Origin of the sequence: Thioclava pacifica DSM 10166, assembly GCF_000714535.1 — a bacterium.
GTDB classification, from domain to species: domain Bacteria; phylum Pseudomonadota; class Alphaproteobacteria; order Rhodobacterales; family Rhodobacteraceae; genus Thioclava; species Thioclava pacifica.
Genome location: NZ_AUND01000012.1, coordinates 123,488 through 136,141, shown reverse-complemented (window position 1 = coordinate 136,141; position 12,654 = coordinate 123,488). Strand labels below are relative to the sequence as shown.

The 12,654-nt window shown below is 65.2% G+C and carries 12 protein-coding genes; 5 read left to right on the top strand and 7 right to left on the bottom strand.

Features of this window, described 5'->3' with window-relative positions:
• Positions 1-39: 39 nt before the first annotated feature.
• Positions 40-945 (bottom strand): LysR family transcriptional regulator, encoded by a 906-nt coding sequence (locus TP2_RS06425; protein ID WP_038074982.1) that lies wholly within the window; start codon positions 943-945, stop codon positions 40-42.
• 281 nt (positions 946-1,226) lie between these two features.
• Between TP2_RS06425 and TP2_RS06420 the strand changes: the two genes are divergently transcribed.
• Complete coding sequence (locus TP2_RS06420; protein ID WP_038074980.1) at positions 1,227-3,242, top strand: NADPH-dependent 2,4-dienoyl-CoA reductase; 2,016 nt, start codon at positions 1,227-1,229, stop codon at positions 3,240-3,242.
• Positions 3,243-3,268: 26 nt separating this feature from the next.
• Here the strand turns inward: TP2_RS06420 and TP2_RS06415 are convergent, their stop codons facing one another.
• The 4 genes from TP2_RS06415 to TP2_RS06400 all read right to left on the bottom strand — a co-directional run bounded on the left by TP2_RS06415 (position 3,269) and on the right by TP2_RS06400 (position 6,854).
• Positions 3,269-4,009, bottom strand: a complete 741-nt coding sequence (locus TP2_RS06415; protein ID WP_038074979.1) for an SDR family oxidoreductase — start codon at positions 4,007-4,009, stop codon at positions 3,269-3,271.
• 65 nt (positions 4,010-4,074) lie between these two features.
• Positions 4,075-4,914 carry a pantoate--beta-alanine ligase gene (gene panC / locus TP2_RS06410; RefSeq protein WP_038074978.1) on the bottom strand — a complete coding sequence of 280 codons (840 nt, stop codon included), beginning with the start codon at positions 4,912-4,914 and terminating at the stop codon, positions 4,075-4,077.
• A complete protein-coding gene (gene panB / locus TP2_RS06405) occupies positions 4,911-5,735 on the bottom strand; it encodes a 3-methyl-2-oxobutanoate hydroxymethyltransferase (protein ID WP_038074977.1) in 825 nt (274 codons plus the stop codon). The genes panC and panB overlap by 4 nt, the downstream gene beginning before the upstream one ends.
• Positions 5,736-5,918: 183 nt before the next feature.
• A complete protein-coding gene (locus TP2_RS06400) occupies positions 5,919-6,854 on the bottom strand; it encodes a L,D-transpeptidase (protein WP_338065276.1) in 936 nt (311 codons plus the stop codon).
• A 208-nt stretch (positions 6,855-7,062) separates the two neighbouring features.
• Between TP2_RS06400 and TP2_RS06395 the strand changes: the two genes are divergently transcribed.
• Positions 7,063-8,508: an aldehyde dehydrogenase family protein gene (locus TP2_RS06395; RefSeq protein ID WP_038074975.1), complete on the top strand. Its 1,446-nt coding sequence runs from the start codon at positions 7,063-7,065 to the stop codon at positions 8,506-8,508.
• Between the two features lie 86 nt (positions 8,509-8,594).
• Here the strand turns inward: TP2_RS06395 and TP2_RS06390 are convergent, their stop codons facing one another.
• Positions 8,595-9,875, bottom strand: a complete 1,281-nt coding sequence (locus TP2_RS06390; protein ID WP_038074972.1) for an acetylornithine deacetylase/succinyl-diaminopimelate desuccinylase family protein — start codon at positions 9,873-9,875, stop codon at positions 8,595-8,597.
• A gap of 116 nt (positions 9,876-9,991) precedes the next feature.
• Here TP2_RS06390 and TP2_RS06385 point away from each other — a divergent pair, with 116 nt between their 5' ends.
• The 3 genes from TP2_RS06385 (at position 9,992) to TP2_RS06375 (ending at position 11,291) form a co-directional block, all read left to right on the top strand.
• Positions 9,992-10,300, top strand: a complete 309-nt coding sequence (locus TP2_RS06385; protein WP_157617062.1) for a hypothetical protein — start codon at positions 9,992-9,994, stop codon at positions 10,298-10,300.
• Between the two features lie 81 nt (positions 10,301-10,381).
• Positions 10,382-10,660, top strand: coding sequence for a hypothetical protein (locus tag TP2_RS06380; protein ID WP_051692275.1), 279 nt, complete (start codon positions 10,382-10,384; stop codon positions 10,658-10,660).
• A gap of 7 nt (positions 10,661-10,667) precedes the next feature.
• Positions 10,668-11,291, top strand: a complete 624-nt coding sequence (locus TP2_RS06375) for a DUF1523 family protein (RefSeq protein ID WP_038074966.1) — start codon at positions 10,668-10,670, stop codon at positions 11,289-11,291.
• A 65-nt stretch (positions 11,292-11,356) separates the two neighbouring features.
• Here the strand turns inward: TP2_RS06375 and TP2_RS06370 are convergent, their stop codons facing one another.
• Entirely contained in the window at positions 11,357-12,652 is a 1,296-nt protein-coding gene (locus TP2_RS06370; RefSeq protein WP_051692273.1) for an amidase, read from the bottom strand.
• Between the last annotated feature and the right edge of the window lie 2 nt (positions 12,653-12,654).

Here is a 12,654-nt window from a genome sequence, read left to right as displayed (position 1 = left end):
GCGGTCCAGGCGGATCGGACCCCGCAGGGGAAGATCGGCTCACCAGTTGTCAGGGCCCTTCTCGGCGAAGGTCTGGGCGAGGAAATCGATGAAAGCGCGCACTTTCGGCTGGGTGAAGCGGCCCGGCGGATAGATCGCGTAGATGCCCAGCGTCTCCATCGGGAGGTCGGGCATCGCCTCTTCCACGAGCCCCTGACGCATCGCGTCGGCGTAAAGGAAGGACGGCAGGTAGGCGATGCCAAGTCCGGCGATGCAGGCATGCAGCAGTGATTGGCCGTCATTCACCGTGAGCCAGCCCGCCGAACGCACCTGACGCCGCTCGCCCGAAGGCGCGGTCAGCTTCCAGACATTGCCCGCCGACTGGTTGGAGTAATGCAGCAGCTTGTGTTCGTTGAGGTCGTCGATCCGTTCGGGGCGCCCGTATTTCTCGAAATACTCGGGCGCGGCGATCATCCGCCGCGACGTCTCGGTCAGTTTGCGTGCGCGCAGGCTGCTATCTTCCAGCTCGCCGACACGGATCGCCATGTCGAAGCCTTCCGAGATCAGTTCGACGTAGCGGTTGTTCAGAACCATGTTCACGGTGATGTCGGGAAATTCCTGCAAGAAATCGCCCAAAACGGGCGATAGCAGGTTCACGCCGAAATCCGTCGCGACCGAGATGCGCAACAGCCCCGAGGGCGCGGTTTGCATCGAGGTGACGAGGGCATCCGCCTCGCCTGCATCATTGAGCACACGGCGCGCACGGTCGTAATAAGCCAAGCCGATCTCGGTCGGGGAGACGCGGCGCGTGGTGCGGTTGAGCAGGCGTGCGCCAAGACGTGCCTCAAGCGCGGAGACGTGCTTCGACACGGCGGATTTGGAAATGCCCATCTTCTTGGCGGCATCTGTGAAGCCACCCTGGTCGACGACCATCGCGAAGGCTTCCATTTCAGTCAGGCGATCCATCTAGCGCACCTTTGCGGAACTCGTTTTGTTTGTCGTTATCGTCTGTTTTCCGGGGCAAATCGGGCGCAATTGGGGCCTTGGGGCGACAATACGGGGGAAATGTCACGGGTTGGTTACTCTCGCGAAACGGTTCCGCGCGGCATAGTTTCCCGTGCAGACAAAGTGGTTACGGGCCATCTCGCGCGCCCGTTCACACCGATGCGCAGACGCAATGACGCCGCGTTTGACGTGACAAGACGGGGCGCGCTCGCGACAGTGCTGCCCAAATCAGGGAGGATTTCATGAGCCAGTATCCGCAGCTCCTCAAGCCGCTCAACCTGGGCCATGTCACGTTGCCCAACCGCGTGTTGATGGGCTCGATGCATACCAATCTCGAAGAGCGCGGTGACTGGAATGCGGTGGCCGAGTTCTATGCCGAGCGTGCGCGCGGTGGCGTCGCGCTGATGGTCACGGGCGGCATGGCGCCGAATGCCGAAGGGGGCGTGTTTCCCGGTGCGGCGGGCCTCTTCACTCCGGAGGATATCGCCAATCACCGCCTCATCACCGATCGCGTCCACGCGGCGGGCGGGCGGATCGCGATGCAGATCCTGCATGCGGGCCGCTACGCCTACGGGCCCGATTGTGTCTCGGCCTCGGCGATCAAGTCGCCGATCTCCCCTTTCCCGCCGAAAGAGCTCGACGAGGCCGGGATCGAGAAGCAGATCGCCGATATCGCGACTTCCGCCGCGCGCGCCCGCGAGGCAGGCTATGATGGCGTCGAGGTGATGGGCTCGGAAGGGTATTTCCTCAACCAGTTCCTCGTGCGCCATACGAACAAGCGCGAGGACCGCTGGGGTGGATCGTTCGAGAACCGGATGCGCCTGCCGGTCGAGGTGGTGAAGCGCGTGCGCGAGGCGGTCGGCCCCGATTTCATCGTGATCTTCCGGATCTCGCTGATTGATCTCGTACCCGACGGTTCGACCTGGGAAGAGGTCGTGACGCTGGCCAAGGCGATCGAGGCGGCGGGCGCAACCATGCTCAACACCGGCATCGGCTGGCATGAGGCCCGCGTGCCCACCATCGCGACCTCGGTGCCGCGCGCGGCCTTCACCTGGCTGACCGGACGGCTGCGTCCCGAGGTTTCGATCCCGGTGATCACCTCGAACCGGATCAACAACCCCGCCACTGCCGAAGCGGTGCTGAGCGAAGGCTGCGCCGATATGGTGTCGATGGCGCGCCCCTTCCTCGCCGATCCAGATTTCGTGGTCAAAGCGCAGGAGGGCCGCGCCGCAGAGATCGCGCCCTGCATTGCCTGCAACCAAGCCTGCCTCGATCACACCTTCCAGGGCAAAGTGTCGTCCTGCCTCGTGAACCCGCGCGCGGGCCATGAGACCGAGATCACCATCACCCCCACCGATGCGCCGAAAACCATCGCCGTCGTCGGCGCCGGCCCCGCCGGCCTCTCCGCCGCGATCACTGCCGCGCAGCGCGGCCATGCGGTCACCGTTTTCGACCGCGGCACCGAGATCGGTGGCCAGTTGACCATGGCCCGCGCGATCCCCGGCAAGGAGGAGTTCCACGGCCTCACCGACTGGTTCGCCACGATGGTCGCGAAAACCGGGGTAACGCTGAAACTCAATACCGAAGCGACGGTCGAGGCGCTGGCCGGGTTCGACGAGATCATCATCGCCACCGGAGTTCTGCCGCGCGATCCCGAGATCCCCAACGAGGGCGGGCAGGTCGTGAGCTATATCGACATCCTCAAGGGGCGCGTAACCGCAGGTCCGCGCGTCGCGGTGATCGGCGCGGGCGGGATCGGCTTCGACGTGGCCGAATTCCTGACCGTCAGCGACAGCCCGACGCTCGACCTCGAGGAATGGAAGCGCGAATGGGGCGTCGGCGATCCGGCGGCAACGCCCGGCGGTCTGGTCGAGCCGCAGCCCGAGGCCCCCGCGCGCACCGTCACCCTGCTGCAGCGCAAGCGCGAGAAGCTGGGGCGTCGCCTTGGGAAAACCACCGGCTGGATCCATCGCGCGGCGCTTCAGATGAAGGATGTGAAGATGATCGGCGGGGTGAATTACGAGAAGATCACCGCAGAGGGGCTTCATGTGACCTTCGGCGAGGCCCGCGAGAACCCGACGCTGATCGAAGCCGATACGGTCGTGCTTTGTGCCGGGCAGCTTCCCGACCGCTCGCTTGCCGATGCGCTCATCGCTGCTGGCCGCAGCCCGCATGTGATCGGCGGCGCGGATGTCGCGGCCGAGCTGGACGCGAAGCGCGCGATTGATCAGGGCACGCGTCTCGCAGCCGTGCTGTGAGTGGGGGAGGGGAACGCCCCTCCCGCTCAGATACAGCGCCCGCCATCGACCTCCATCGCAACGCCGGTGATCATGCTCGCCTCGTCGGAGCACAGAAACAGCGCGGCATTTGCCATGTCCTCGGGTGTCGAAAACCGCCCGAGGGGGATCGTTGCGAGGAATTTCGCGCGCACTTCGGGCGTGTCCTCGCCCATGAAGCTTTTCAGAAGCGGGGTTTCGCCCGCGACCGGGTTGATCGCGTTGACGCGGATGCCCTCGGGTGCAAGCTCCACCGCCATCGCGCGGGTCGCGGTGATCATCCAGCCCTTGGAGGCATTGTACCAGTTGAGCCTGGGACGCGGGCTCACGCCAGCGGTCGAGGCCACGTTGAGGATCGCGCCCGCGTGCTGCGCCTTCATCAGCGGTACGATATGGCGGGCGGTCAGGTAGACCGACTTGGCGTTCACGTTCAAGACGCGGTCGAACTCTTCCTCGGTGACCTCTTCCATCGGTTTCGGCAGATGGGTCGTGCCTGCGTTGTTCACGAGGATATCGATCCGGCCCCAGGTGTCCTGCGCGGTTTTGGTCATCGCGGCGACATCCGCATCGCGGCTGACATCGACAGCACAGGCAACCCCGCCGATTTCTTCGGCAACGGCCTGCGCGGCGTCCTCGTTCAGATCGGCAACCATGACGCGCGCGCCCTCGGCCGCGAACCGGCGCGCGATGCCCGCGCCGAAGCCCGAACCCGCACCGGTGACGATGGCGGTCTTGTTTTCAAGTCTCATGTGGCTCCTCCCTCCGGCGCACTTTGGCAGAAGGAAGGGCGCACGCAAGGGGCCAGGTTGGCGGCTCAGACGGCGATATTGTCGATCAGCCGCACATCGCCCAGCCAGAGTGCTACAAGCATCCGCGCCGGCTCGGACAGATCTTCCGCGGGGCGCAACCCGTCGACGGTGCGCAGCTCGAGATATTCGATCTCGCGGAACCCGGCCTCCAGCAGCGCGGCTTCGGCATTGGTCAGAGCGATCTGCGCCGACACCCCGTCGCGGATCTCGGCCGCGGCAAGCTGCATGATCTCATGCAGGCGCGGCGCGACCTCGCGCTCCGCTTCGGTCAGGCGGACATTGCGCGAGGACATGGCGAGCCCGTCTTCCTCGCGGATCGTCGGGCAGCCGATGATGCGGGTCGGGATGTTGAGATCGCGCACGAGGCGCTGGACGACCTGCAATTGCTGCCAGTCCTTCTCGCCGAAAAAGGCGCGCCCTGCCTGCGTCATGCCGAAAAGCTTCGAGCAAACCGTGGCGACCCCGTCAAAATGGCCGGGCCGGAAGGCGCCCTCGAGCGGTTCAGTGATGCCTTTTATCGAAACGGTCGTGGCAAAGCCATCGGGATAGACCTCGTCCACGCCGGGGGCGAAGAGCACGTCGACCCCTTCGGCCTCCAGAAGCGCCAGATCCTTCGCCTCGTCGCGCGGGTATTTGTCGAGATCGGAGGCATTGTTGAACTGCATCGGGTTCACGAAGACCGTCACGATCACCCGGTCCGACTGCTCGCGTGCCGCCCTTGCGAGGCTCAAATGGCCGTCATGCAGCGCCCCCATCGTCGGCACAACGCCCACGAGCATGCCCGAACGTTTCCAGGCGGCCACCTTGTCGCGCAGCTCGGCGGCGGTGCGGATCACTTGCGTCATTTCTTGACCTCATCGGCAAAGCTGTGCTCGGCCGCCGGGAAGGAGCGGTCACGCACCTCCGCGGCGTAATCGGCCACGGCCGCCTCGGCCGCCACCCCGAGCTGCCCGAAACGCTTGACGAATTTCGGTTTGAAATCGGTGAAGAGGCCCAGCATGTCATCGACCACCAGCACCTGCCCGTCGCAGCCCGCACCGGCACCGATCCCCACGGTCGGGATCGCGACCTCGGCGGTGATCTCATCGGCCAGGCCCTGCGGCACTTTCTCGAGCACGACCGAGAACGCCCCTGCCTCGGCCACGGCTTTCGCATCCGCGATCAGCCGCGCACGGCCCTCGCCGCGCCCCTGCACCTTGTAGCCGCCCAGCGTGTTCACCGATTGCGGCGTCAGCCCGATATGCGCCATCACGGGGATGCCGCGGGCGACGAGAAACGCGATCGTCTCGGCCATGTGCACGCCACCTTCGAGCTTCACCGCGCCTGCGCCGGTCTCTGCCATCAGCCGGGCGGCGTTGCGAAACGCCTGCGCGGGGCTTTCCTCGTAGGAGCCGAACGGCATGTCGATCACCATCAGCGCGTTCGAGAGCCCGCGCGCGACGGCCTGACCATGCATCACCATCATCTCCATGGTGACGCCCAGCGTCGAGGGCAGCCCGTGCAGCACCATGCCGACCGAGTCCCCCACAAGCACCAGATCGCAATGGCTGTCGACCAGCTTGGCGATCGGCGTGGTATAGGCGGTCAGGCAAACGATCGGCGCGCCGCCCTTCATCGCTAGAATGTCGGCGGGCATCTTCTGACGCGAGGTTCCGGTGGCGCTCATGGGGCAATCCTCCCTGATCTGCTTGGTCGCAACTCCTAACGGTCCGAGCCGCTCAAGGGAAGATAGGAATGCCGAAACGCCGCGACACGGGGGAGATCGGGGCGGCTTTTCCCCGCTGTTACAAAGGCAAACGGCGCGGGCCCGAAGGCGCCGCGCCGTCTGTCTGGTGATTGAATAAGTGGATCAGTTGCTCGCCGTGGTCCCGTCCGTGCAGGGGGCGGTACCCGGATAGCCGCAATCGGGCGATTGCGCGGTTTCTCCCGAGGCGCCCACCTGCTCGGCCATCGCGACCGAAGCTTCGTGCTGCTCCTGTTCGACCTTGTTCGGGTCGGGGATCAGACCGGCCTCCCAGGCCTTCTGGTCTTCCGAGATCGCGACCTGGTTATAGGCTGAGACGACATAGCCCGAGTGGAGCTGGACGACCGGCCCTTCCATATCGAGGCTTTCCTCGCGGTTGCGCACCTTCACTTCTGTCCCTTTCGGGATCTTGTTGAAGAGGTCGATGATGTCCTGATTGAACAGGCGGATACAGCCAGCCGAGGTCGCCCGCCCGATCGAGGAGGGGTCCATCGTGCCGTGGATCCGGTAATAGGTATCCTTGCCGTCCTTGTAGAGATAAAGCGCCCGCGCTCCGAGCGGGTTATCGAGACCACCGGGCAGACCATCCTTCAAAGGCCCGTAAAGATCGGGATCTTCCTTGATCATGTTCTGCGTAGGCGTCCAGCTAGGATATTCCTGTTTGCGCTGGATCGTGGCATCGCCCGAAAAGCCCTTGCCGTCGCGGCCCACGGCAACGCCATAGCGCTCGGCCTGACCGGGGGCGGTGATGTAATAGAGGAAGCGCGCATAGGGATCGACGACGATCGTGCCGACCGGTTCGGGCCCGTGATAGGGCACGATCTGGCGGCGGTTGCGTTCGACGAGGTATTTCGGGTTCACCGCCGGGATGTCTTTCCCGTCATCGTCGCGCGCCTGATATTCCGAGGGAACGGTTTTGCTCGACTGGGTCGGCTGGGCGTATTGGTGCGGCTCGCTCGCGCAGGCTGCCAGAATCCCGACAAGACCCACCAGCAAAGCCGGGCGGGTCGCGCGTTTGAGCGTCATTGAACACGTGGTCACTTGCAATTCCCTGTCTCTCTTCGGAGGGCGCTCCCGCACCCGGTTCCCGATCACCAATCCGCTAGATAGGCCAAAGTTCCCTCCTCTCACACTAACATGAATGTGATCGAGTCCCCTCCTTACCGCGTCGGCGGAAAGCCGCCCCCTTGACCTTGACGGATCTGCGGCGGACCTTGGCGCCATTCGCGAGACGAGAGGAGCGCCCCGCATGACCCTGCCGCTATGGTTCGACCCCGAAGAAATGCTGATTGGCGGCAACTGGCGTCGGACGCCCGAGACACTGGCCGTCGAGAATCCCTCGGATGGCTCGGAAATGGCGCGGATCGCACGCGGCACCCCCAGCGAGATCGACGAGGCCGTGACTGCGGCTCAAGTGGCGCTCGAGGGGCAATGGGGCCAGCTCACGGCCGCCGAACGCGGTCGCATCCTGATGAAGATGTCGGGTCTCGTGCTTGCGCGGACCGAAGAGCTTGTGGTGATCGAGGCGATGGATGTCGGGAAGCCCCTGAGCCAGGCCCGTGCCGATGTGACCGCGCTCGCGCGCTATCTCGAGTTCTACGGCGGGGCCGCCGACAAGGTGATGGGCGAGACGATTCCCTACCTCAACGGCTACACCGCCTATACCCTGCGTGAGCCCCATGGCGTGACCGCCCATATCGTGCCGTGGAATTACCCGATGCAGATCATCGGCCGGTCCGTCGGAGCCGCCCTCGCGATGGGCAATGCCGCGGTCGTCAAACCCGCCGAGGAAGCTTCGCTTACCGCGCTTGCCTTTGCCCGTATTGCCGAAGAGGCCGGCATGCCCGCAGGCGCGCTGAATATCGTTCCCGGTCTGGGCGAGGAAGCGGGGGCGGCGCTCTCGTCGCATCCGGGCATCAATCATATCTCTTTCACGGGTTCGGTCGGGGTGGGCCAGCTCATTCAGGCCGCCGCCGCCGCCAATGTCGTCCCCGTCACGCTCGAACTCGGCGGAAAATCTCCCCAGCTTGTCTTTGCGGATGCCGATCTCGAGCGCGCGCTCCCGTTCCTCGTCAATGCGGGCATCCAGAACGCGGGTCAGACCTGTTCGGCGGCCTCGCGTATCCTCGTCGAGAGATCGCGCTACGAAGAGGTGCTCGAAAAGATGGCCGCGCGCTACCGCGCTCTGGTCGTCGGGCCCGCGCTTGCCGATCACAATCTGGGTCCGTTGATCTCGGGACGGCAGAAACAGATTGTCGAGACCTATCTGAGCCTCGCCTCGGACCTGACCATCGCCGCGCAAGGCACGATCGCCGGGGATGCGCCCGCGACCGGCCATTACGTCGCTCCGACCCTGATCGGCGGCGGACATGGTGCGCACCGCCTCGCGCAAGAGGAAATCTTCGGCCCCGCCCAGATCGTCATTCCCTTCGAGGATGAGGAAGAGGCCGTCGCGATCGCCAATGGCACCGATTACGGGCTCGTGGCTTCCGTCTGGTCAGAAAACGGACCGCGCCTGATGCGCCTTGCCAAACGCCTGCGCGCGGGACAGGTGTTTCTCAACAATTACGGCGCGGGTGGCGGGGTCGAGCTGCCCTTCGGCGGGATCGGTAAATCCGGCCATGGTCGCGAGAAGGGCTTCGAGGCGCTCTATGGTTTCTCAAGTCTGAAAACTGTTGCCGCCTGGCACGGCTGATCTCCCTTCTTCTTGACGAAAATATCTCGGGGGAGTCCGCGTCAGCGGACGGGGGCAGAGCCCCCCTTGGCAAAGGCATGTTTTCTTCAGGGGGCCAGCAGCTCCGCCAGCACGAGCGCCATCACCTTCGCGCTGTCGGCCATGTCGGTGATGCCCACCCATTCGTCGGGCTGATGTGCCAGCTCCAGCAACCCCGGCCCATAGGCGATGCAGTTCTTCAGTCGCCCGATCCGGTCGATATGCTTCTGATCATAGGTGCCGGGGCTGACGACATAGGCGGCCTCGCGCCCCAGCACCGCCTCGATCGCGGCGGCGGTGGAGCGCACGACGGGCGCATCGTGCTCTGTCATCGAGGGCTGCACCTCGAAGAGATCGCGGATCTCGTAGCGGAACGTGGGGCGGCGCACTTTCACCCGCTCCATCAGCGCGGTGATCTCGGCCTTCACCTCGGTCAGATCTTCTTCGATCAGAAAACGCCGGTCGATCACGATACGGCAACGATCGGCCACGCAGGGCGCTGGCAGGCCGGTATAGTCCGCCTCCTGCTCGGGTTCGCCGCCATGGATCGAATTGACATTCAGCGTCGAGGCCCGCGCGCCTTCGGGGATCACCGGCATCTCAGTGCGTTTGCCCAGCAGGAGCGGATAAAGCGTCTCCTCCATCTCGGCCAGAACCGCGCCCATATGGCGGATCGCGCTGTCACCAAGGAACGGCATCGAGCCATGCGCGATCCGGCCCATCGTCTCGATCTCGGCCCACCAGACGCCGCGATGGCCGAGGCAGATCTGATCCTTGTGCAGGGGTTCGGGGATGATGACATGCTGCACGCGGGCGGGGTCAAAGCGGCCTTGCGCCGCGAGATAGGCCACCCCGCCATAGCCGCCGGTTTCCTCGTCGGCTGTCGCGGAGACCTCGATCGCGCCCGCGAAATCGGGGCAGGCTGCCAGGAAAGCCTCTGCCGCAATCACCGAGGCCGCGAGCCCGCCCTTCATATCGCAGGCGCCGCGCCCGTAGATCCGGTCGCCCTCGATCTCGGCGCCGAAGGGATCGCGGGTCCAGCCATGGCCGATCTCGACCACGTCGTGATGCGAGTTGAAATGCACGCATTCGCCGGGTCGTCCGCCTTCGATCCGCGCCACGAGGTTCCAGCGCGGATAGCGTTCGCTGTCACCGGGCGCATCATGGGCGCGGATCAGCTCGGTCGAAAAGCCCCGCGCGCCCAGCCGATCCGCGAGATATTCGCAGATCTCGAGGTAATGCCGCCCCGGCGGGTTGAGCGTCGGGATGCGGATGAGATCCTGGGTCAGCGCGACCAGATCGTCGTGGCGGCTGTCGATCTCGAGTTTGAGGCGCGCAGCGAGGTCCATGCCGCCACGCTAGACCTGCCGCGGCCCGTGTTCCAAGTGGAAAACGCATGGCCAAGGACGACCCGGCGCGCTATTGCAGGGCAAACCCGGCGAGGGCGTCGGGCAGGAGGACGATGATGAACCTGTTTCTGGGCTTCGCGCTGGTGATCTGCATCGCGGTCGGCGGCTGGCTGTCGAAATATGACTGGGCGAAACTGCTCGCGCTGGTGCCGGTGGGGATGTTGTTGCCGGCTTTTTACATGACCGGCACGGCCTGCGGCGCAGGCTTCGTGTTCAATTTCTTCTCGGACGCGGGCAGCTGCACGAACGGTTACGCGCCGCGCCAGATGTTTGCCGCGACCTATGTGATGGCGCTGATCCCGGTCGCGGCCGCGGCCATCGCGATCAAGCTGATCCGCATGGCCATGGCCGCGCGCAAGGGGTGAGTCTGGGGCTGAGGTTGCGCTGAGACTGGCCTTCGCCGCAGCACCGGCCTAGGCTGCCCCCGTTGAGGCAAGGAGCGCAGGATGCTGGCTCTCATCCGATTGGCAGTTTTCGGTCTGATCGCGCTGACGATCCTGTTCTGGCTGGTGCGGATCTATGCCCGCTCGCTGCGCCGGGAGTCGCTCGAAAAGGAATGGGATGTCACTCACGCCTATGGTGATATAGCCCAGACCCGCGACGCATTTGTCGAAGAGGGTATGCGAGATTACGAAAAGAGCCTGCTGCGCAAGCTGATCTGGCTCGTCTATGTGCTGCCGGTCACGCTGGTCGCGGTGATCGTCTATTTCATGAATTACAGGTGAGGGTGCGATGCGTTACGTGAAATGGGGTTTCTGGGCGGTGCTTTTCGCCATCGTGGCGACTTTCCTGCATTACAACCTGCCGCGCCATGACATCGTGCGTATCGTCGGCACCGAGGTGCGCCGCGTCGATTTCGGGGAGAACTCGATCTTCTGGGCGACGCCGGATGTGGGTACCGCGAGCGCCACGAGCCGCGATGTACGCTTCATCAACACGGTGCGCCCGAACAGCAAGACGCTGGTGTTTCGGAACGAGGATACCGGCTGGGGCTGGCCGCCCTATTTCAAGCTCGACAGCTCTGATCTCCAGGCCCAGGCCGAGTCGCTGATCTCGACCCAGGCGGACCCGATCTGGGTGTCGGTGACGCGCTACGGCTGGCGCTCGCGCTGGCTGAGCATCTTCCCCAACGCAGTCGGGCTGAAAGTCGTGCCCAGCCCCGACACGCGGATCATCCCTTGGGCAAATATCATCATCCTTACTCTGCTGGTGGTGATCCTGCTCACGATCCGGGCGATGTGGCGGCAATTCCGCGAGCGCTCGATCGACCCGCTGCTCGAAGATGCCGGCGAGGCCTGGGACGATGCCGAGGAGGGCGCGAAAGGGTTCTTCGACCGGTTCTTCGGGCGGAAATAACCTAGGGGGCGCTGCCCCGTGGGCGCCCTCCCAGAGATATTTTCGAGTAGCTGAAGGGATAAGGCTCAGATCTCGCCGTGCTCGAAGCGATCTCGCATGAGGCGGTCAGCGACTTCGAGAACCAGTGCGTCCTCGCCCAGTCGCCCGACGACCTGCACCCCGATCGGGCGGCCCGCGCTGTCTTCGAGCAACGGGACCGTGCAGGCGGGAAAACCCAGAAGCGACCAGATCCGGTTGAAGGCGGGATCGCCCGTGCCGCTCTCGAAGGGCGGGGCGGCGCCGGGCGCGGCCGGGGTCAGCCAGATGTCTCCGGGAGAGGTCTCGGCCATCATGCGCTGACGGAAGGCCAGCATCGCGGACCGGTCGTTCAGGCGTTGCTCGGGCGTTTGCGCCGCCCCTTCTTCAAGCTGCGCGCGCAGCTTGGCGGAAAGCAGGTCTGCGCCGATCTCATATTCATGAGCCAGCGCCTCGGAGGCTTCGACGGCCATGATCCGGGCATGCAGCGCGGGAATGTCGCGCATCGTGGCGCTCAGCGCGGCAGCGAATGGTGCGCTCTGCTCGGCGGGCAGGCTGGTCTCGAAATCGGTCCAGAGAGCGTGGAGCTCGGGGGATCCGATGTCCCATGTCGGCCCGCGGAACGGGATGAGGCGCGGTGTGGCCGTCGTCCGGCCCGGTTGCAGGGCGAGCCCCGAAAGCGCCTCGATTGCGAGTGCCGCATCGGGCACGGAACGTGCGAAGGCCCCGACCGTGTCGAAGGAGCGCGCGAAGACCGCCACGCCCCAGGTTTCGACCAGATCGAAGGAGGGTTTGTAGCCGACCACACCGCAGAAGGAGGCGGGGCGGATGATCGAGCCGGAGGTCTGCGTGCCCAGTGCAAGCGGCACCATTCCGGCGGCGACCGCAGCGGCCGAGCCCGAGGAAGAGCCGCCCGGCGTCGCACCCGGCACCACCGGGTTGCGGGTGCGGCTGGGTTGGTAGCCTGCGAATTCGGTCGTTTCGGTCTTGCCGAGGATCACCGCGCCAGCGGCGCGCGCCAGCGCGACCGAGCCCGCGTCGAATGGCGCGATCCGGTCGGCCCAGATTGGCGAGCCGCAACGCCAGGGCATGTCGCGCACGGCGAAGATGTCCTTTATCCCGAGCGCCACCCCGTGCAGCGGCCCCCGCATCGGTCCGGCATCGAGCGCGCGGGCGTGAGCCAGGGCGCCTTCGGCGTCGAGATGCACCCAGGCGCCGATCTCCGCTTCCATCGCGGCGCATCGTTCAAGCCGCGCTTGCAGGGCGCTTTCCGCGCTCAGCCGCCCCTCCGAGATCGCGCGTACCGTCGCGACCGCTCCGGGCAGACCCTCTGCGAGATCCTTCATCG

Excerpts from the sequence above, each read along its gene's own strand:
- TP2_RS06390 (WP_038074972.1), bottom strand. The coding sequence starts at position 9,875 with ATGGACCTCGCTGCGCGCCTCAAACTCGAGATCGACAGCCGCCACGAC.
- TP2_RS06370 (WP_051692273.1), bottom strand. The coding sequence starts at position 12,652 with ATGAAGGATCTCGCAGAGGGTCTGCCCGGAGCGGTCGCGACGGTACGC.
- TP2_RS06395 (WP_038074975.1), top strand. The coding sequence starts at position 7,063 with ATGACCCTGCCGCTATGGTTCGACCCCGAAGAAATGCTGATTGGCGGC.
- TP2_RS06380 (WP_051692275.1), top strand. The coding sequence starts at position 10,382 with ATGCTGGCTCTCATCCGATTGGCAGTTTTCGGTCTGATCGCGCTGACG.
- TP2_RS06420 (WP_038074980.1), top strand. The coding sequence starts at position 1,227 with ATGAGCCAGTATCCGCAGCTCCTCAAGCCGCTCAACCTGGGCCATGTC.
- TP2_RS06425 (WP_038074982.1), bottom strand. The coding sequence starts at position 945 with ATGGATCGCCTGACTGAAATGGAAGCCTTCGCGATGGTCGTCGACCAG.
- panC (WP_038074978.1), bottom strand. The coding sequence starts at position 4,914 with ATGACGCAAGTGATCCGCACCGCCGCCGAGCTGCGCGACAAGGTGGCC.
- TP2_RS06375 (WP_038074966.1), top strand. The coding sequence starts at position 10,668 with ATGCGTTACGTGAAATGGGGTTTCTGGGCGGTGCTTTTCGCCATCGTG.
- TP2_RS06415 (WP_038074979.1), bottom strand. The coding sequence starts at position 4,009 with ATGAGACTTGAAAACAAGACCGCCATCGTCACCGGTGCGGGTTCGGGC.
- panB (WP_038074977.1), bottom strand. The coding sequence starts at position 5,735 with ATGAGCGCCACCGGAACCTCGCGTCAGAAGATGCCCGCCGACATTCTA.
- TP2_RS06385 (WP_157617062.1), top strand. The coding sequence starts at position 9,992 with ATGAACCTGTTTCTGGGCTTCGCGCTGGTGATCTGCATCGCGGTCGGC.